The sequence below is a fragment of the Methylobacterium radiodurans genome, from assembly GCF_003173735.1.
GTDB classification, from domain to species: Bacteria; Pseudomonadota; Alphaproteobacteria; order Rhizobiales; family Beijerinckiaceae; genus Methylobacterium; species Methylobacterium radiodurans.
The window spans coordinates 2713552-2732716 of record NZ_CP029551.1; the positions used below are offsets into that span (position 1 = coordinate 2713552).

A 19165-nucleotide genomic window follows, 5' to 3' on the forward strand; every position below is an offset into this window, starting at 1 on the left:
CGTTCTGAGCAGGAAGCGGTGAGCTCAAGCCCACGGATCCGGCCAAGAATTCCTTAGATGTCGCATCCCGCTCGGACGCGGGCTTCGAACCCGCAACCGCCCGGAGGCTCAGGCACCCCCCGGCGGAGGCAGGACGCCCCCGTCTTCGCGTGCAGAGCCCGGCTCCTCGATCGCCGTACCGGCGCCCTCGAAGGAGCGTAGCCGACGCCAACGCGCCAGGCAGCCGGTGGCTCCGACTCCTGCGACGAGCGCAGCGTGTATCACATGATCCCGACCCAAGGCCATGTCCAATTCGTCTTCAGACAGGTCATCCACGATCGGGATCCCCGATATGGAGCTGCCATGCCGCCGGTGCAATGCCGCGACGAGCTTGCGGCGCCCGTCGGGACTCGCCTCAGCGGCGTGGATTAGGGCTGCAACGCCGGGCTCGCCGCCGATCGCCGACTCGACCTTCGAGAAGCCGGCGACGATGCAGCCCGCCTTGTTGGCGAGCGCGATCGCCTGGCGCAGATCCTCGCGCAGCGCCAGGGCGATCCGGTCGGGCAGGTCGGCCGGCACGGCGCCGGCCTTGCCCCGGAAGGCGCGCTGGAACTGCCGCCGCTTCACCGCCTCCGCCACCGTGTCGCGGCGCGCCGTCACCCAGGCCCCGCGGCCCGGAAGGCGCGCCCGCAGGTCCGGCACCACCGCACCATCGGGGCCCAGCACGAACCGAATCATCACCTCGGGCGCCTGGACGGCACGCGTGACGATGCAGGTGCGCTGCGGCATCCGGCGCCCCATACCCGGGCCGGCGTCGAGCGCCGGCTCCTCGCCCGTATCGATCTCGGCGGCCTCCACGGCGCGGCTCCCCGCCTGCTTCAGGCCTGCGCCTCGGTGGGCTCGGCCTCGGCCTCACCCTCGCCCTCAACGGCCTCCGATTCCTCGGGCGCGGCCTCGATCCAGCCCGCCCGCACGCGGGCGGCCATGATCATGGCCTCCGCCTCGGCCCGCGACAGGTCGAACCCGTCGAGATAGCCGGCGTGGCGCACGGCCTCGGGGCCGCGCCCCTCCGTGTAGCCGACGAGGTCGTCGGTGGCGCAGCCCGCCAGATCCTCGACCGTCTTCACGTCGTTCTCGCCGAAGGCGACCAGCATCGGCGTCGTCACACCGTCGATCTCGCGCAGCTCGTCCTCGACGCCGAGTTCGCGGCGGCGGTCGTCGTGCTCCTGCTCGATGCGTGCGAGGTGCTCCTGGGCGCGCGCCTGGATCTCGGCACCGGTCTCCTCGTCGAGGCCCTGGATGTTCGAGAGTTCCTGCGTGTCGACGTAGGCGATCTCCTCGACGTTGCGGAAGCCCTCGGCCGCCAGAAGCTGGCCGACCGTCTCATCGACGTCGAGCGCCTCCATGAAGACCTGGGTCCGCTCGGCGAATTCCTTCTGGCGGCGCTCAGATTCCTCGGCCTCGGTCAGGATGTCGATGTCCCAGCCGGTGAGCTGCGAGGCCAGCCGCACGTTCTGGCCGCGGCGGCCGATGGCGAGCGAGAGCTGGTCGTCGGGCACCACCACCTCGATGCGGTCGGCCTCCTCGTCGAGCACCACCTTCACCACTTCCGCCGGCTGGAGCGCGTTGACGATGAAGGTCGCCTGGTCCTCGGACCAGGGAATGATGTCGATCTTCTCGCCCTGCAGCTCGCCGACCACCGCCTGGACGCGGGATCCGCGCATGCCGACGCAGGCGCCGACCGGATCGATCGAGCCGTCGCGCGAGATCACCGCGATCTTGGCGCGCGAGCCCGGGTCGCGGGCGACCGCCTTCACCTCGACGATGCCGTCGTAGATCTCGGGCACCTCCTGGCCGAAGAGCTTGGCCATGAACTGCGGGTGCGAGCGGGACAGGAAGATCTGCGGTCCGCGCACCTCGCGGCGCACGTCGAACAGGTAGGAGCGGATGCGGTCGCCGGGACGGAATGTCTCGCGCGGGATCATCTCGTCGCGGCGCACGATGCCCTCGCCGCGGCCGAGATCGACGATGACGTTGCCGTACTCGACGCGCTTGACGAGGCCGTTGACGACCTCGCCGATCCGGTCGCGGTACTCCTCGTACTGGCGGTCGCGCTCGGCGTCGCGCACCTTCTGGACGATGACCTGCTTGGCCGACTGCGCCGCGACGCGGCCGAAATCGAAGGGCGGCAGGGTATCGGAGATCACGTCGCCGACGAGCGCGCCGGGATTGTAGCGGCGGGCCTGGTCGAGGGTGATCTCGCGGGCGTCGTTCTCGACCTCGTCGACCACGAGCAGGTGGCGCGAGAGGCGCAGAGCCCCGGTCTTGGGGTCGATCTCGGCGTGCACGTCGGTCTCGGCGCCGTAGCGCGAGCGAGCGGCCTTGGCGATCGCCTCCTCCATCGCCTCGATCACGATCTGGCGGTCGATCACCTTCTCGCGGGCGACCGCGTCGGCGATCTGCAGGAGTTCGAGCCTGTTGGCGCTGACAACGGCCATGGTTCAGGTCCTTTCCGTTCGGATACGGTGTTCAGGGGCCGCGGGAGCGGCGGAAAACGGGTGGCGCCGCGCTCAGTGGAACGAGTCGCGGTCCTTGAGGCGGTTCGCCTTGGTGATCACGGGCTTCCTCGGGCCGGGCCCCTTGGCGGGCTTGGCAGAGGACTTGGCCTTCACGGGCCGGTCCGCCTTCGGCTTCGGGCGCTTCGGGGCCGGAATGAAGCGAACCTGCGGCGCGGCCTCCTCCTCGGGCTCCTCGTCCTCCTCCGGCCCGTCGGCGTCCTCGTCCGGCGGGCCGCCCCGGCGGAGCGACTCACGGATCAGGTCGTCGGTGAGCACGAGATGCGCCTCGGCGAGGTCGGCGAGCGGCAGCACGATGCGGCTCGGCAGGCCCTCCTTCACGTCGGGCAGGTCGATCGGCACGGTGAGCATCGCGGCGTCGGGCTCGCCCAGGATGCCGCGGAAGCGCTTGCGGCCGTCGAGCGGGCGGGCAAGCTCGACCTTGGCCTCGTAGCCGGCCCAGCGGGCGAAGTCGGAGACCCGCACCAGCGGCCGGTCGATGCCCGGCGAGGAGATCTCGAGGTTGTAGGCGCCGCCGACAGGGTCATCGAGATCGAGGAGCGGCGAGATCGTGCGGCTCACCGCCTCGCAATCCTCGATCGCGCAGAGCCCGTCGGGCCGCTCGACCATGATCTGCACCGTGGCGTTGCCGCCCGATGTCACCTTCACCCGCACGAGCCGGTAGCCCAGCCCCTCGACCGCGCCCTCGATCACCTGGACGACGCGGGCGGCAACGCCGCTCTCCGTGACGAGGCGCTTCTCGGGGGTGGGATTCTCGGGTGTGATGCTCTCGGGGGCTTCCGCCATGCTGGTCTCGCGATTCCGGGCGCCCGCGGGGCGCGTGATCGACAGCGGGATGCGGCAATAAAAAAGAGCGGGCCCCGGGGGACCCACTCCGAACCGCAGCCTCTCGACTGCCATCAGAACTGTTGGTGCGTAGATAACCCCGGACCGGGGCAAGTTCAAGTTCCCGGAGCCGAGATCTCCACGCTCTCGCCCTCTCGGCGCGCCACCTTGCGCGCTCCCGCGACCGAATCAGGAGCCCGCATGGCCCACGACGCGCGTACCGGACCGGACCCGGGCCGGTTGCACCCGCTGGCGGACCATCCGCGGGTCACCTTCATCCGCAACCTCGACCTGCCATCGAACGTCGAGGTCGGCGCCTACACCTACTACGACGACCCGGCGGGACCCCGCGCCTTCCTCGACAACATCCTGTACCACTTCGCCTTCCTGGGCGATCGCCTCGTGATCGGGCGCTTCTGCGCGATCGCGGCCGGCACACGCTTCCTGATGAACGGCGGCAACCACAGGCTCGACGCGCCCTCGACCTACCCGTTCGCGATCTTCGGCGGCGCCTGGGCGACGGTGCCCGCCGGCAAGTTCCCGAACCGGGGCGACACGGTCGTCGGCAACGACGTCTGGCTCGGCTACGAGACCACGATCCTGCCGGGCGTCACGATCGGCGACGGCGCTGTCGTCGCGGCCAAGTCCGTGGTGAGCGCCGACGTGCCGCCCTACGCGATCGTGGCCGGCAACCCGGCCCGGGTCGTGCGGATGCGCTTTTCGGACGCCGACATCGCCCGGCTCGTGGCGATCGCGTGGTGGGACTGGGACGCGGACCGGATCACGGCCCATCTCGGCGCGATCGGCGACGGCGACGTCGATGCGCTGGAGGCCGCCGCCTCAGCGTGAGGCGGCGTAGGGCACGGCCGGCGGCGTCAGCGGCGGCGCGTGCTCGACGCGGAGCAGAGCCACGACCCAGAGGGCCAGCAGGCAGAGGAGGCAAACCTCGCGACGGCGGAGGCGCGGCGGTTCCGGAACGAGCATGGCGGGCATCCTGTGAGGAGCCCCCCCTGTGCCGCAGCGATGGTTCCGCATTGTGCGGGAAAGTACCCACATAGTTCGCGTCCGAGAGAAGCGCGCGGCTCCCTTCATCGGTCACTCAGCCTAGCCCCTCCTCGATGGGAAACGGCGTCGGCTCCCACCAGCGCTCGACGCCGTGGAACCGCGCCGCCTCGGCCTCCCAACGGTGGAGGATGGCCGCAAGCGCTGAGCGGTCGCCGGTCCGCAGCGGTTCGACAACTTCGAGGATGCGGCGGCGCTTCTTACGATAGCCGGTACAGAGGTAGGCCTTCTCCCAAGCCTGGATGGCAGCCCGTTTCCTTTGGCCAGGCTTCGGATAGTCGATCTGGTCCGGCGGCTCGTAGTCGCCGTAGCTGTCCGTCTCGTACCACTTCCAGACCTGCGCGAGGAACGTGCGCGCTTCGTCGAGGCACCCCTCCGCTATCGCGATCGCCATGCGCTGTTCATCGTGCAGTCTGCCATCAGGAACAATGTAGCGACGGTAGAAATCCAAGTAAGCACGGTGATCCGCGGACATGGGACGCAGCAATGGCAACACCTGTTCCTCAACCGCGCGTGTGAAAATGCGGTCGATGCCGGGGGCCGTCCATTCCCAGAGACCGACACTCGCTCGCCATGCGTCATGCGCTGCCGAAGCTGGCAGAGGTCCGAATCTGTGTTCTAGGAGATACTCTCGTGTGAACGGAGCCGGACGAGGCTTCCGTGGAAAATATTCTGTATAACTGCAGACCTGCTCTTCGGTGCTTGCGCCTACCCAGTAGAGCGGAGTGACGTTAAATTTGGGGTAGAATAAATTCTTGTCCCTACAACTTTTGATCCATATTCCGGCTATACAGTGTTTAATGGGCCGGATCCAGATCGAAAATCTATCGATCTGGACCAGATCAGAATTGCGCTTCAAGAGACTTCGAGAAAGCCAACGTCTCTGCTCGATTGTGGTCATGTGCGCGGCCTTACCTGAATGACGATGATCCGCTGCGTCGTCGGGAAATGTTTCTTCGCAGCGGACGCGTAGCGCACCGCGTTCGACCAAACGAGGCCGCGGCTCCCTGTCTTGTGGTCATAGACGCAGGTGACCGTGGGCCGGGCCTGATGGTAGATGTCGAGCCGGCTCGTCCCTGCCGGGTTGGTGAAGATCTCGAACCCGTCTCGATCGATCGAGAGTTCCGACTTGAAGTTACTATCGTCTTGATCTTTGACCCAGCGATCCATGCGAGCGTGAACCTCGATGCCGATCTGGCTGGGCGTTCGAAGCCGGCCCTCCCGCCGAACGGCCGCGTTGACCGCGTCGAGTCGAGTCTGGATCTCTCCAGTCTTCGGACAGGCAGCCTCGAGGTCCTGCTGATCGACCCGTCCGACCCAGATCGCCGGCATCTCCCTGAAGTCCTCTGCCCCGCGGAACTCGTGCGCCGTGGTGCCGAGGACGGTGCCGTAGCCGCCGCGTCTCGCTGACAGGAACGAGAACAGCGTGCCGGCGAGTTCCAGCGTGCGCAGGACCTGCGCGGCCACCACCGCGGCCGGAACCGCCGGAAGGAGGGCCGGCTGGATCGTCGCGTCCGGCTCGACGCCGTTCGCCGTGAAGGTGCTGCGCCCCAGGATCTCGCCGGAGACGCCGTCGCGGATGGTCTGCGTCGCGCCCAGCGTCTCGAAGATCCGGCTCTCGCCGTCCGGCGCGGTGACCGCGTGCTGCTCGTCGAAGTCGCGCCGGCCCGCGCGGATGCGGATCGAGAGGATGCGGGTCCCGTCTTCGAGACGGGTCTCCTCTCGGCTCTGCGCGGGCTCGGCCTCGGGCATCTGGGCCCATTGCGGCGTGACCAGCCGCAGCACCTCGGGATCGACGGCGCCACCGCCGCCGCCGGCGACCCACTGCCCGCCGTCCGATTGCCCGGCCGGAGCGCGCGGCTGGTCGGACCAGCCCTTCCGCCACAGGGCGTGCTCCAGGCGGAGCAGCTTCGTGTCGAGGGAGAGCCCGGCCAGGACACCCCTCAGCTGCCGGATCTCGTCACCGACCGGTTCCCGTCTCGTCATGGCGCCGACCCAAATCGCCCTCGATTAGGATCAAATACCAGAACAAAAAAGGAATATCCAGTTATAATTCCTATATCCGGCGAAACGAGAAACGCCGCCCCGCGAGTGGGACGGCGTTGGACGGATCAATCGGGATCCGGCGAGGAGCCGGCGCAGTACCGGCTCGCGAAACCTCAGGCCGCTTGCTTGGCCTTGTTCAGGAGCTTGCGGTTGATCAGAACCTCGGCGATCTGCACGGCGTTCAGCGCCGCGCCCTTGCGCAGGTTGTCCGAGACGCACCAGAAGTTCAGGCCGTTCTCGATCGTGGCGTCCTCGCGGATGCGGGAGATGTAGGTCGCGTCCTCGCCGGCCGCCTCGTGGGGCGTGATGTAGCCGCCGTTCTCGCGCTTATCGACCACGAGCACGCCCGGGGCGGCGCGCAGGATCTCGGTGGCCTGCTCGGGGGTGATCGGGCGCTCGAACTCGACGTTCACCGCTTCCGCGTGCCCGATGAAGACCGGCACGCGCACGGCGGTGGCCGTGAGCTTGATCTTCGGGTCGAGCATCTTCTTGGTCTCGGCGACCATCTTCCACTCTTCCTTCGTGTAGCCATCCTCCATGAACACGTCGATGTGGGGGATGACGTTGAAGGCGATGCGCTTGGTGAACTTGGTGTTCGTCACCTCGCCGGCCGTGAAGACGGCCCGGGTCTGGTTGAACAGCTCGTCCATCGCGTCCTTGCCGGCGCCGGAGACCGACTGGTAGGTCGAGACCACCACACGCTTGATGCCGGCCGCCTCGTGGAGGGGCTTGAGCGCCACGACGAGCTGGGCCGTCGAGCAGTTCGGGTTGGCGATGATGTTGCGCTTGGTGAAGCCCGCGATCGCGTCGGCGTTCACCTCGGGCACGATGAGCGGCACGTCCGCGTCGTAGCGGAAGGCCGACGAGTTATCGATGACCACGCAACCCTGTTGGCCGATGCGGGGGCTCCACTCCTTCGAGGCCTCGCCGCCGGCCGACATCAGGCAGATGTCGGTGTCGGAGAAGTCGTGCGTGTCGAGGGCTTTGACCTTCAGAATCTTGTCGCCGAAGGAGACCTCCTGACCCTGGCTGCGGCGCGAGGCCAGCGCCACGACCTCGTCGGCGGGGAACGCCCGCTCGGCCAGGATATCCAGCATCTCGCGGCCCACGTTGCCCGTGGCGCCCACGACGGCGACCTTGTAGCCCATTGTCCACTCCGCTTGTCCGTCGCGACCCGTCCACCGCGTCTCGCGCGGGCCCCGGCACCTCTGCCTGCCGCGACGCAGGCCCACCGGCCGGATCGCTTGCCCCAATGCGGGCATGGCCGCGCGCACCGGACCTGACGGGCAGGTGGGTGCGGCAGCCGCGGGGAGCAAGACGCCGGACCTGCGCGCCTGTCAAGCGGCGGTGGCGCACAGGCCGTCACAGCCGCAACCTTCGATTCACCCTGGGCGCGGGAACCGGTTGATGCCGGGAGCCGCGGCAACCTCTTGGTGCGGGACCCGCGGCGAAGCTCGGGGCGCGGCGGACGCGGATCCGCCGAGGCGAGCCCCCGGACCCCGTTGCGCACGATGCCGTTCGACCGGACCGACGACGAACCAGCCCCGGCGCGCCTGCCGCTGCTCGGGCTGAGCCTGAAGCTGGCGGCGGCCTGCGGCGCGGTGGCGCTGCTGGCGCTTCTGGCCCGCGGCCGGAGCGAGGCGCCGCCCGTGGCGCCCGAGCCGTCCGCCGCCGAGGCCCCCTTCGTGCCGTCCGCGGTCGCGGCCCCGGCCCGGACGGCGGCGCCGTCGCTGCCCGGCCGGCTCGGGCTCGACGAGCCGGAGGCGATCGATCCGGTGCGGCTGGAGCCGGTGCGACTCAACCCGGTGACGGGCCTGCGCGAGGAGACGCTGGCCCGGGGCGATTTCGACGCGATCGAGTCGAGCGCTCTGCGCCTGACGCTCGCCCGCGAGGCCGGCGGGGAGGCCCCGAGCCTCTTCGTGACGCTGGTCCGGCGGGGCGCGGACGGGCCCGGCATCGCGGTGGTCCGCACCGGCATCCGGGGCCGGATCGACACCAAGTTCGGCCCAATCGTGACCCTGGAGGCGACGCTGGCCGGCGCGGCGCGGCGGGTCTGCACCGGCTTCGCGACGCTCACCGCCGCGCCGCTGCGCATCGACGGCTGGCTCTGTGCGCCGCTCGCCCAGCCGCCCGAGCCGCGGGCGCTCGCTTGCGCGCTCGACGCCCTGACCCTGGAGGGGGCGGACGGCCCGGCCGCGGACCTGTTCCGCGCCGCCGAGACGCGCCGCGATCCCGGCTGCCGGCCGCCTCAGCCGAGCGCCGCGGCAGACCCGCCGGTGGGCCGGACCGGCTCGATCCGCGCCCGCCGCGCCGCGGCCGGACGCGGATAGGACGGCCACGAAAAAATGAGGCGAATCTGGGGCAAATCCGTGCTAGCTCGGCCGTACGGGTGGAACCACGGCAACGCTCAGGCGTCTACTCAACAACAGGACGCGGCGGATTGTTAACACTTTCCCGCCACGATCACCCCCGCTTTAACCAAGGTGCGACATGCGCTCGATCAAGATCGCCCTGCTGGGCGCCCTCGCCGTCGCCGGTATCGGGCTCGGCAGCACGGCCCCGGTCCAGGCCCAGGACGGCTACGCTCCCGGCGTCGGCTACTACCGGGTGAGCCGCCCGCTGCCGATCCGCATCCGCCCGCGCAGCTGGCTCGACGCCGGCAACGTGGTGGAGGCCAACAACGGCTCGGTCTCGAACCCGGCCACCAACCCGGTTCTGATCGCGCAGTCGAACCAGCTCAACCCGGTCTACGGCCGCAACGACCGCTTCGGCTTCGGCATCCTGCCCGACCCGATCACCAACGGCCCGTTCATCGGCGCCCGCAACAGCTCGATCCGCAACGTCGACCTCTCGTTCGTCGACGCGATCGACCCGACCTCCTACGTGTCGCGCTACGGCAACCCGTACTGAGATCATCGGATCCCTCCGATGCGAAGGGGCGCGCGGCGAGGGCCGCGCGCCCCTTTCTCGTTCCGGGGATTCCTAAGGGCCTGCAGGCCCTTGGGCAGGGTCTCGGGGCAGGGCCCCCGAGGATCTACGCCGCCCGCGCCCGCACGGCGGCGGCGATCGCCTCGGCCATGGCCTTCGTGCCGACCGCCCCGGCGCCGTCCGCGGCGATGTCGGCCGTGCGGGTGCCGGCGGCGAGCGTGTCGGTGATGGCGCCGTCGAGGAGGTCGGCGGCCTCGCCCAGGCCGAAGGAGTAGCGCAGGCACATGGCCAGCGAGCCGATCATGGCGATCGGGTTCGCCTTGTCGGCGCCCGCGATGTCGGGGGCCGAGCCGTGCACGGGCTCGTAGAGGGCGCGCCGCATCCCGCCGTCCCCGGCCGCGCCGAGGGAGGCCGAGGGCAGCATGCCGAGCGAGCCGGTGAGCATGGCGGCGACGTCCGAGAGCACGTCGCCGAACAGGTTGTCGGTCACCAGCACGTCGAACTGCTTGGGGCGCCGCACGAGCTGCATGGCGCAGTTGTCGGCGAGCACGTGCTCGAGCGCGACGTCGGCGTAGTGCTCGGCATGGACCTGCGTGACGACCTCCTTCCAGAGGACGCCCGACTTCATCACGTTGTTCTTCTCCGCCGAGGCGACGCGGCCCGAGCGCTTGCGGGCGAGGTCGAAGGCGACGTGGGCGATCCGCTCGATCTCGCCCGTGGTGTAGACCTGGGTGTCGACCGCGCGCTTCGAGCCGTCCGCCTGCACGGTGATCTCCTTCGGCTCGCCGAAATAGACGCCGCCGGTGAGCTCGCGCACGATCATGATGTCGAGGCCCTCGACCAGCTCGCGCTTGAGCGCCGAAGCGTCGGCGAGCGCCGGGTAGCAGATCGCGGGGCGCAGGTTGGCGAAGAGGGCGAGATCCTTGCGAAGACGCAGCAGGCCGGCCTCCGGGCGGATGTCGTAGGCGACCCCGTTCCATTTCGGCCCGCCGACCGCTCCGAGCAGGATAGCGTCGGCGGCCTTGGCGCGCTCCAGGGTCTCGTCGGCCAGCGGCTTGCCGTGCCGGTCGATCGCCGCGCCGCCCACGAGGTCGGTCTCGGTCTCGAAGCGGGCGATGCCGGTCTCGCGCAAGGCCGCCAGCACGGTCTCGACGCCGGCCATCACCTCGGGGCCGATCCCGTCGCCGGGGAGGAGCAGGAGGTTGTAGCTGGCCATGGCGCGGTCTCGTCCTGATGAGAATGATCAGGCCGGGCTCTATCGAGGGCTGGCGCCGCTTGGCAAGGTTCCTCGGCTGGCGCGGCTTGGCAAGGTTCCTCGCGCGGCGGCCGTCCTTGCCTTCCGGCGCGTCCCGGTGTAAGCGCCCCCCGCGCCCAACAGACACCCTTGGAGGCACGGGCGCACTGGGGATCGGTCGGGCCGTCCGCTTCGGGCGGCCTTTCTCGTTTGCCCATGCCATCATTCAGAAGGATCACGCCATGAGCGCAGTGAAGTCGCTTGAGGCCGTGGCACGCGACCGGGTCGGCAAGGGGGCCGCCCGGGCCGTTCGTCGCCAGGGCAAGATTCCCGCCGTCGTCTACGGTGCCGGCCAGCCGCCCGAGTCGATCGCCGTCGACCTCATCCGCACCCGCACCCTGATCTATGCCGGCGGCTTCAAGACCACGGTGTTCGAGATCACGACCGGCGGCAAGAAGGTCCGCGCCATCCCGCGCGACTTCCAGCTCGACCCGGTGACCGGTGCGCCGCTGCACGTCGACTTCCTGCGCGTCGTCAAGGGCCAGACCGTCGTGGTCGAGGTGCCGGTGCACTTCGTGAACGAGGACGCGGCCCCCGGCATCAAGAAGCAGGGCGGCACCCTCAACATCACCCTGCACACCCTCTCGCTCGACGTGGCGCCCGACCAGATCCCGGACGCGATCGAGGTGGACCTCACCGGCCGCGAGATCGGCGACGTGATCCACGTCTCCGACCTGAAGATCCCGGCCGGCACCTACACGGGCGAGGCGACCGATCCGGTCGCCAACGTCGTGCCGCCGACAGTGCTCGGTGCCGAGGTCGAGGCCGAGGAGGCCGCGATCGCCGAGGCGCAGTCCGCCGAGGCCGCCGAGGAGAAGGCGGAAGCCGAGGCCGAGGCGGATGAGTCCGCCGAGGAGAAGACCGAGGAGTAATCCCGGGGACCTCTTGCGTCCCGTTCTACCTCCCGATGCCCCGGCCCCGCGGCCGGGGCATTTTCATGTCGCGAGGGACCCATGCGGCTCATCGTCGGCCTGGGCAATCCGGGCCCGCGCTACGCGCGCAACCGCCACAATATCGGCTTTCTCGCCGTCGACGAGATCGCCCGCGTCCACCGGGCGAGCCCGTTCCGCCGCCGCTTCCAGGGGGAGGCCGCCGAGGTGGTGCTGGGCTCGGAGCGCGCCATCCTGCTGAAGCCGCAGACCTTCATGAACGAGTCCGGCCGCGCCGTCTCGGAGGCGCAGCGCTTCTACAAGATCGCGCTCGGCGACGTGATCGTGCTGCACGACGAGCTCGACCTGCCCCCCGCCAAGCTCCGGGTGAAGCTCGGCGGCGGCAATGCCGGCCATAACGGGCTGCGCTCGATCACCGCGCAATGCGGCAACGACTACCGGCGCGTGCGGCTCGGCATCGGCCATCCGGGCGACAAGGCACAGGTGCACGCCTACGTGCTCAACGATTTCGGCAAGGCCGAGGAGGCCTGGGTCGAGGATCTCCGCCGGGCTGTGGCCGACCACGCGCCCATCCTCGCCGCGGGCGACGACGCGAGCTTCCAGAACAAGGTCCACCTCGCCATGGCGGGCCGCGGCTGGGACGACGTGAAGACGGTGGCGCGGGGTGCCCCGCCGAAGAATTGACACGGAAACACGAGGACACGATATCGAGGGCGACCCGGAGGCAGCGATGAAGAACGTGACCGTGACCATAAGCGAGGCGCTGCTGCAGCGGGCGCGGGTCGCGGCCGCGCGCGACGGCAAGAGCCTGTCCAAGTTCGTCGCCGAGGCCGTGGAGCAGCGGGTCGGCCGGCCGATGACGCAGCGCGAGGCGCTCGACATGTTCCTGGCGGGGCCGCCACTTCACGTGCTGGACGAGAACGGGAAGGCTCCGACGACGGCGCAGCTCTACGATGACGACTGAGCTGGTCTTCGTCGACACGAACGTTCTTCTCTACGCTCGCGACGATCGTTACCCCGACAAGCAGAGGGCTGCTGCGCACTGGCTCGCGACGCTCGCGCAACGCGATGCCCTGATCGTCAGCCCCCAGATCCTCGGCGAACTTCACAACGCCATCCTGCGGGGCAAAGTCGGCATCGACGAGGGGGAGATGCAGCGCATGACCGCCGCGCTGCAACCCTTCTCCCACGGCGCCACCGATCTCGAACTCATCGCGCAGTCGTGGAAGATCCGGAAGGAAACCACCTTCCAGTGGTGGGACTGCGTGATCCTCGCCGCCGCGATCCGGGCCGGATGCCGCTACCTCCTGTCGGAGGATTACCAGCACGGCCGCACCGTCCGCGGTACCACCATCCTCAACCCCTTCACCGTCGGCCCCGAGGCCGTCATGACCGAGCATTAGGACTGAGCCATGGGCTTCAAATGCGGCATCGTCGGCCTGCCGAACGTCGGCAAGTCGACCCTCTTCAACGCGCTGACGCAGACCGCGGCGGCTCAGGCGGCGAACTACCCGTTCTGCACCATCGAGCCGAATGTCGGCGACGTGGCGGTGCCGGATCCGCGGCTCGAGGCGCTGGCGAAGATCGCCTCCTCGAAGGAGATCATCCCGACGCGGCTGACCTTCGTGGACATCGCCGGGCTGGTGCGCGGCGCCTCGAAGGGGGAGGGGCTCGGCAACCAGTTCCTGGCCAATATCCGCGAGGTGGACGCCATCGCCCACGTGGTGCGGTGCTTCGAGGACGGCGACGTCACCCACGTCGAGGGCAAGGTTGACCCGATCGCCGACATCGACACGATCGAGACCGAGCTGATGTTGGCCGACCTCGAGAGCCTGGAGAAGCGCGTCGTCGCCCTGGAGAAGAAGGCCCGGGGCGCCGACAAGGAGGCCAAGGAGTTCCTCGACCTCGTCAACCGGGCGCTGCCGCTGCTGCGCGACGGCAAGCCGGCGCGCCTCGTCGAGCGCAAGCCCGAGGAGGAGTTCCTGTTCCGCCAGCTCGGCCTGATGACGGCCAAGCCCGTGCTCTACGTCTGCAACGTGGACGAGGGCGACGCCGACAAGGGCAACGCGCACTCTGACGCCGTCTTCGCCCGCGCCAAGCAGGAGGGCGCGGTCGCCGTGGTGGTCTCGGCCAAGATCGAGAGCGAGATCGCCGTGATGCCGGCGGCCGACCAAGCCGAGTTCCTGGAGGCGGTGGGCCTCACGGAGCCCGGCCTCAACCGGGTGATCCGGGCGGGCTACGATCTCCTCGGCCTCATCACCTACTTCACGGTCGGCCCGAAGGAGGCCCGCGCCTGGACGATCACGGATGGCACCCGCGCCCCGGCCGCGGCCGGCGTGATCCACTCGGATTTCGAGAAGGGCTTCATCCGGGCCGAGACCATCGCGTACGCCGACTACGTCGCGCTGAAGGGGGAGGGCGGCGCGCGCGACGCCGGCAAGCTGCGCCTGGAAGGCAAGGAGTACCGGGTACAGGACGGCGACGTGCTGCACTTCCGCTTCGCCAACTGAGGCGCCCGATGTCGGCACCCTTCTACGAGGACTTCAAGCCAGGCGACCGCTTCGTCAGCGACCCGCTGACGGTCGGCCGAGACGAGATCGTCGCCTTCGCGCGAGAGTTCGACCCGCAGCCCTTCCACCTGGACGAGGCGGCCGCGGAATCGACCTTCGTCGGCAAGCTGATCGCTTCCGGCTGGCAGAGCGCGGCGCTCGGCATGAGGCTCCTGCACGCCAGCGTGTTCCGCGGGGCCTCGACGCTGGGCTCGCCGGGCATCGACGAGCTGCGCTGGATGCTTCCCGTGGTGCCTGGCGACAGCCTCGTCCTGAAGACCACGGTGGAGGATTGCCGGGCCTCCGCATCGAAGGCGGGGCTCGGCTTCGTGCGCTTCGCCGCGCGCCTGGAGAACGGGGCGGGCCGCATCGTGATGACCCAAGCCTTCTCGGTGATGTTCCAGCGCCGCGGGGCGGAGCCGCCGCCGCCCCGGCCCGTGACCCTGGCGACGCCGGCCCAGCGCCCGGAGCCGGACGACGCGGAGATCCTCGACTTCATCGGTCTGGCCGAGATCGGCCGGACGCGCGATCTCGGACCCTACACCTTCACGCCCGAGAACGTCGTGGCCTTCGCGCGAGCCTACGACCCGCAGGTCTTCCACCTCGACGCGGAAGCCGCCGCGCATACCCATTTCGGCGGGCTGTGCGCCTCGGGCTGGCACACGGCGGCGGCCTACATGCGGCGGCTGACCACGACGCGGGCGCGCGACCACGCCTACACGGCCGCCCGCGGACCGGCGCCGATGCTCGGGCCCTCGCCGGGCTTCAAGAAGATGCGCTGGCTGAAGCCGGTCTACGCGGGCGACACGATCCGCTACCGCACCACGCTCACCGACCGCCGGGCCTCGACCTCGCGCCCGGGCTGGGGGCTGGCGTTTGCCCACAACACCGGCACGAACCAGCACGGCGAGGAGGTCTTCCGCTTCGACTCGGCCGTGTTCGCGCAATGGGAGCCGTAGAGCGGGAGCCGTCGGGTCACCGGAGGCGCCACGCCTTCCCCTCTCCCCGCCGTGCGGGGAGAGGGGATGCCCTGCTTGCTCAGGCCGCCCGGCGCCGCTCCGGGTAGAGCCCGAGCAGGCCTTCCGGAGAGGCCTCGCAGACGCCGCGCTCCGTGATGATGCCGGTGACGAGGCGAGCGGGCGTCACGTCGAAGGCGGGGTTGGCCACGGGGCTGCCGGGCGAGACCACTTCGACGGTGGCGAAGCCCCCGTCCGCCAGGCGCCCGGTCAGGTGCGTGACCTCGTGCCCGTCGCGCTCCTCGATCGGGATCTCGGCGACGCCGTCCGACAGCGTCCAGTCGATCGTCGAGAAGGGGAGCGCGGCGTAGAAGGGCACGCGGTTGTCGGAGGCGGCCAGCGCCTTCAGATAGGTGCCGATCTTGTTGCAGACGTCGCCGGAGGCCGTGGTGCGGTCCGAGCCGACGATGCAGACGTCGATCTCGCCGTGCTGCATCAGGTGGCCGCCCGCGTTGTCGGCGATCACCGTGTGGGGCACACCGTGCCCATTCAGCTCGAAGGCGGTGAGCGCCGCGCCCTGATTCCGGGGCCGGGTCTCGTCCACGTAGACATGGAGATCGACGCCCATCTCGTGCGCCATGTAGATCGGCGCGAGCGCGGTGCCCCAATCCACCGTGGCGAGCCAGCCCGCGTTGCAGTGGGTCAGCACGTTGATGCGCCGGCCCTTCGCCCTGGCGAGGTCGGCCAGCAGCCGCCCGCCATGCTCGCCGATCGCCCGGCAACTCGCCACGTCCTCCTCGGCGATGCGGCCCGCCTCCGCGAAGGCGGCGCCGAAGCGCTCGGGCACGGGGAGGGGGCGGAGCTTGGCGGCGACGTGGTCCAACGCCCAGCGCAGGTTGATCGCGGTGGGACGGGTGGCGGCCAGCACCTCGACCGTGCGGGCGAGGCCGGCATCGGAGGGGTCTTCCGCCAAGCCCAGCGCGAGCCCGTAGGCGGCGGTGACGCCGATCAGCGGCGCGCCGCGCACGATCATGGTGCGGATCGCGACCGCCGCGTCGTCGAGCGTGGCGAGCCGCCTCATCTCCAGGGCGAAGGGCAGGCGCGTCTGGTCGATGACCTCGACGCTGACGCCGTCGGCGTGCGGCACGATGGTGCGATAGGAGCGGCCGTCGATCTTCATGGCAGCGGTCTGCCACAACGGGGCGCCGATTGCACCAAGGCCGGGCCCGGCCGCATCCTCCGGTTGAGCCTTCCTCAACCTTAGCCGCCCGTTAACGGGTCATCCGTAGCGTTTTGGCCAAGTGCCTCACGGCCATTGCCCCTTCACGCGTCCGGTCCCGCATGCGCTCGCTTCGCCGCTCCGCGTCGCCCTACGACACCTTCGTCGACACGCTGCGCCCGTTCCTGGCGCGGCGGCTGACGGAGATGGGCGGCCTCGTGCTGTTCACCGCCGCGGTGGCGATGACCGTGGCGCTGGCGACGTGGTCGATCGACGACCCGAGCCTGAACCACGCCACCGATCAGGCCGCCCACAACGTGCTGGGTCGTCCCGGCGCGGTAGTCTCGGATCTCGCCATGCAGATCCTCGGCCTCGGCTCCCTCGCCCTGGTCCTGCCGCCGGCCCTGTGGGGCATGCGGCTGATGCGTGAGCGCGACCTGCCGCGCGGGGGCCTGCGCATCGCGCTCTGGATCATCGGCTTCTGCGCCGCGAGCGCGGTGGCCAGCGCCCTGCCGCCGACCGCACGCTGGCCGCTCCCGACCGGGCTCGGCGGCGTGGCGGGTGATTCGCTGCTCGGCCTCGGCCGCACGGTGGTCGGCGCCGTCGCGGGGCCCGTCGCCTCGCTGGTCGGCTTCGCCTACGCGGTCGTGGCGATCCTCAGCCTCACGGGCGCCTGCCGTGCCGGCCTCAACGACGCGGACGAGGCCTACGACGCCTACGAGCCCGCCCCGCCGGTACGACGCCCCGCCCACCGCTCGGAGGAGCGCGACGTCGCGGGCGAGCCGGGCCTCGGCCTCGTCGGACTCGGCGCGCTGGCGCAGGCCGTGATGCGGGGTCGCGCGGCGCTCGGCGACGCGGTCGAGGGCTGGCGCGACAGGCGGTCGGGCAATCTCGCCTATGCGGGCGCCTCGCCGACGCTCGCGGCGCAGCGCGCCTTCGCGGACGAGGAGGCGCCCTGGGCCGACCACGTTCCGCCGGCCCAGAACCGGCCGTCCTCCCGGCGCGAGCCGGTCTTCGACGAGATGGAAGCGCCGCGGCCGCAGCGCGCCCGGCCCCCGAGCGCGCCGGCAGACCTGCCGGAGGTGGACGAGGACGACGACGCGCCCGAGCCGCCGCGCTCGCGTGTCGCGCCGCCGGCTGCCGCGCCCGTGCCGGCCCGGCGCCAGCCCCTGCCACCCCCGGTCCACCCGGACGATTACGAATTGCCGGCGCTCGGCCTCCTGGCGGAACCGCGCGGCCCGTCGGCCGCGAGCCTCGTCTCGGCCGACGCGCTGGAGCAGAACGCGACCCTGCTGGAAGCCACGCTCGGCGATTTCGGCGTGCGCGGCGATATCCTGGCGGTGCGCCCCGGCCCGGTCGTCACCCTCTACGAGCTGGAGCCGGCGCCCGGCACCAAGTCGAGCCGGGTGATCTCGCTCGCCGACGACATCGCGCGCTCGATGTCGGCGGTCTCGGCCCGCGTCGCGGTCGTGCCCGGCCGCAACGCCATCGGCATCGAGCTGCCGAACACCCGCCGCGAGACCGTGTTCCTGCGCGAGCTCCTGGCCTCGGCCGACTTCGTGGAGACGAAGCACAAGCTCGCTCTGTGCCTCGGCAAGAACATCGGCGGCGAGCCGATCATCGCGGATCTGGCCCGCATGCCGCACCTGCTCGTTGCCGGCACCACCGGCTCGGGCAAGTCGGTGGCCATCAACACCATGATCCTGTCGCTCCTCTACCGGATGAAGCCGGAGGAGTGCCGCCTGATCATGGTCGATCCGAAGATGCTGGAGCTGTCCGTCTACGACGGCATCCCGCACCTGCTCTCCCCCGTCGTCACGGACCCGAAGAAGGCGGTGATCGCCCTCAAATGGGCCGTGCGCGAGATGGAGGAGCGCTACAAGAAGATGTCCAAGATCGCCGTGCGCAACATCGACGGCTACAACGCCCGCGTCCAGGAGGCGCAGGCGCGCGGCGAGGTGCTGACGCGGACCGTTCAGACCGGGTTCGACCGGCAGACCGGCGAGGCGATCTACGAGGACGAGGCGATGGACCTGTCGCCTCTGCCCTACATCGTGATCGTGGTGGACGAGATGGCCGACCTGATGATGGTGGCCGGCAAGGACATCGAGGGGGCGATCCAGCGGCTGGCCCAGATGGCGCGGGCGGCGGGCATCCACCTGATCATGGCCACCCAGCGCCCCTCGGTGGACGTGATCACCGGGACCATCAAGGCGAACTTCCCGACCCGGATCTCCTTCCAGGTGACGAGCAAGATCGACTCGCGCACGATCCTGGGCGAGATGGGCGCCGAGCAGCTTCTCGGCCAGGGCGACATGCTGTTCATGGCCGGCGGCGGGCGCACCACCCGCGTGCACGGGCCCTTCTGCTCGGATGCCGAGGTCGAGAGCGTGGTCGCCCACCTCAAGCGCCAGGGCCGCCCCGCCTATCTCGACGCCGTCACGGCGGAGGACGAGGAGGAGGCCGCGGGGAAGGGGGCCAAGGGCAAGGCCGGCACGGCCGAGATCGAGGTGGACGGCGCCGTGTTCGACCAGGGCGCCTTCGGGGAGACCGGCGGCGACCTCTACGAGCAGGCCGTGCAGGTGGTGCTGCGCGACCAGAAGGCGTCCACCAGCTACATCCAGCGTCGACTGCAGATCGGCTACAACCGCGCCGCCTCGCTGATGGAGCGGATGGAGATCGAGGGCATCGTCGGCCCCGCCAACCACGCGGGAAAACGCGAGATCCTGGTCGAGACCGAGCAGCAGGGGATCTGAGGCGGACGCTGTCCGCAAGGTCCCGGATCCCAAAGGTCCAGTACCTTTAGCGGGTCCAGGGCAGCGCGCTGGTGGTTCGGCAACG

At 70.2% G+C, this 19165-nt stretch carries 19 protein-coding genes; 10 read left to right on the forward strand and 9 right to left on the reverse strand.

From position 1 onward, the window contains the following. Positions 1–108: 108 nt before the first annotated feature. From DK427_RS12540 to rimP, 3 genes are all read right to left on the reverse strand, one after another. Entirely contained in the window at positions 109–837 is a 729-nt protein-coding gene (locus DK427_RS12540) for an RNA-binding protein (protein WP_281276988.1), read from the reverse strand. Between the two features lie 20 nt (positions 838–857). After that, the gene (gene nusA / locus DK427_RS12545; protein ID WP_109951555.1) at positions 858–2477 is read right to left on the reverse strand and encodes a transcription termination factor NusA; all 1620 of its coding nucleotides are present in this window, start codon (positions 2475–2477) and stop codon (positions 858–860) included. Between the two features lie 72 nt (positions 2478–2549). Beyond that, a complete protein-coding gene (gene rimP / locus DK427_RS12550) occupies positions 2550–3341 on the reverse strand; it encodes a ribosome maturation factor RimP (RefSeq protein WP_109951556.1) in 792 nt (263 codons plus the stop codon). Between the two features lie 240 nt (positions 3342–3581). Between rimP and DK427_RS12555 the strand changes: the two genes are divergently transcribed. Beyond that, positions 3582–4229, forward strand: coding sequence for a CatB-related O-acetyltransferase (locus DK427_RS12555; RefSeq protein WP_109951557.1), 648 nt, complete (start codon positions 3582–3584; stop codon positions 4227–4229). On the opposite strand, the gene DK427_RS26295 is transcribed toward DK427_RS12555, so the two are convergent. From DK427_RS26295 to DK427_RS12570, 4 genes are all read right to left on the reverse strand, one after another. Then, the gene (locus tag DK427_RS26295) at positions 4221–4364 is read right to left on the reverse strand and encodes a hypothetical protein (RefSeq protein ID WP_162559779.1); all 144 of its coding nucleotides are present in this window, start codon (positions 4362–4364) and stop codon (positions 4221–4223) included. The genes DK427_RS12555 and DK427_RS26295 overlap by 9 nt on opposite strands. A 115-nt stretch (positions 4365–4479) precedes the next feature. Then, positions 4480–4893 carry a hypothetical protein gene (locus DK427_RS12560; protein WP_162559780.1) on the reverse strand — a complete coding sequence of 138 codons (414 nt, stop codon included), beginning with the start codon at positions 4891–4893 and terminating at the stop codon, positions 4480–4482. Positions 4894–5339: 446 nt separating this feature from the next. After that, entirely contained in the window at positions 5340–6428 is a 1089-nt protein-coding gene (locus tag DK427_RS12565) for a hypothetical protein (RefSeq protein WP_109951559.1), read from the reverse strand. Between the two features lie 173 nt (positions 6429–6601). Then, entirely contained in the window at positions 6602–7636 is a 1035-nt protein-coding gene (locus DK427_RS12570) for an aspartate-semialdehyde dehydrogenase (protein ID WP_109951560.1), read from the reverse strand. Positions 7637–7999: 363 nt separating this feature from the next. On the opposite strand from DK427_RS12570, the gene DK427_RS12575 reads away from it, so the two are divergent. Then, positions 8000–8818, forward strand: a complete 819-nt coding sequence (locus DK427_RS12575) for a hypothetical protein (RefSeq protein WP_109954137.1) — start codon at positions 8000–8002, stop codon at positions 8816–8818. A 160-nt stretch (positions 8819–8978) separates the two neighbouring features. Then, on the forward strand, positions 8979–9398 hold the full coding sequence (locus DK427_RS12580) for a hypothetical protein (protein WP_109951561.1): 420 nt from the start codon (positions 8979–8981) through the stop codon (positions 9396–9398). 124 nt (positions 9399–9522) lie between these two features. Here the strand turns inward: DK427_RS12580 and leuB are convergent, their stop codons facing one another. Then, positions 9523–10632, reverse strand: a complete 1110-nt coding sequence (leuB, locus tag DK427_RS12585) for a 3-isopropylmalate dehydrogenase (protein ID WP_109951562.1) — start codon at positions 10630–10632, stop codon at positions 9523–9525. 260 nt (positions 10633–10892) lie between these two features. Here leuB and DK427_RS12590 point away from each other — a divergent pair, with 260 nt between their 5' ends. The 6 genes from DK427_RS12590 to DK427_RS12615 all read left to right on the forward strand — a co-directional run bounded on the left by DK427_RS12590 (position 10893) and on the right by DK427_RS12615 (position 15108). Further along, positions 10893–11582 carry a 50S ribosomal protein L25/general stress protein Ctc gene (locus DK427_RS12590; RefSeq protein WP_109951563.1) on the forward strand — a complete coding sequence of 230 codons (690 nt, stop codon included), beginning with the start codon at positions 10893–10895 and terminating at the stop codon, positions 11580–11582. An 81-nt stretch (positions 11583–11663) separates the two neighbouring features. Continuing rightward, positions 11664–12284: an aminoacyl-tRNA hydrolase gene (pth, locus tag DK427_RS12595; protein WP_109951564.1), complete on the forward strand. Its 621-nt coding sequence runs from the start codon at positions 11664–11666 to the stop codon at positions 12282–12284. A 46-nt stretch (positions 12285–12330) separates the two neighbouring features. After that, positions 12331–12564, forward strand: a complete 234-nt coding sequence (locus DK427_RS12600; protein WP_109951565.1) for a hypothetical protein — start codon at positions 12331–12333, stop codon at positions 12562–12564. Continuing rightward, a complete protein-coding gene (locus DK427_RS12605; protein WP_109951566.1) occupies positions 12554–13003 on the forward strand; it encodes a PIN domain-containing protein in 450 nt (149 codons plus the stop codon). The genes DK427_RS12600 and DK427_RS12605 overlap by 11 nt, the downstream gene beginning before the upstream one ends. 9 nt (positions 13004–13012) lie before the next feature. Beyond that, the gene (gene ychF, locus DK427_RS12610) at positions 13013–14110 is read left to right on the forward strand and encodes a redox-regulated ATPase YchF (RefSeq protein WP_109951567.1); all 1098 of its coding nucleotides are present in this window, start codon (positions 13013–13015) and stop codon (positions 14108–14110) included. A gap of 8 nt (positions 14111–14118) precedes the next feature. Next, positions 14119–15108, forward strand: coding sequence for a MaoC family dehydratase (locus DK427_RS12615; RefSeq protein WP_109951568.1), 990 nt, complete (start codon positions 14119–14121; stop codon positions 15106–15108). Positions 15109–15187: 79 nt separating this feature from the next. Here the strand turns inward: DK427_RS12615 and mtnA are convergent, their stop codons facing one another. Next, positions 15188–16285 (reverse strand): S-methyl-5-thioribose-1-phosphate isomerase, encoded by a 1098-nt coding sequence (gene mtnA, locus DK427_RS12620; RefSeq protein ID WP_109951569.1) that lies wholly within the window; start codon positions 16283–16285, stop codon positions 15188–15190. Positions 16286–16446: 161 nt separating this feature from the next. Here mtnA and DK427_RS12625 point away from each other — a divergent pair, with 161 nt between their 5' ends. After that, on the forward strand, positions 16447–19080 hold the full coding sequence (locus DK427_RS12625; protein WP_109951570.1) for a DNA translocase FtsK: 2634 nt from the start codon (positions 16447–16449) through the stop codon (positions 19078–19080). Positions 19081–19165: the final 85 nt, after the last annotated feature.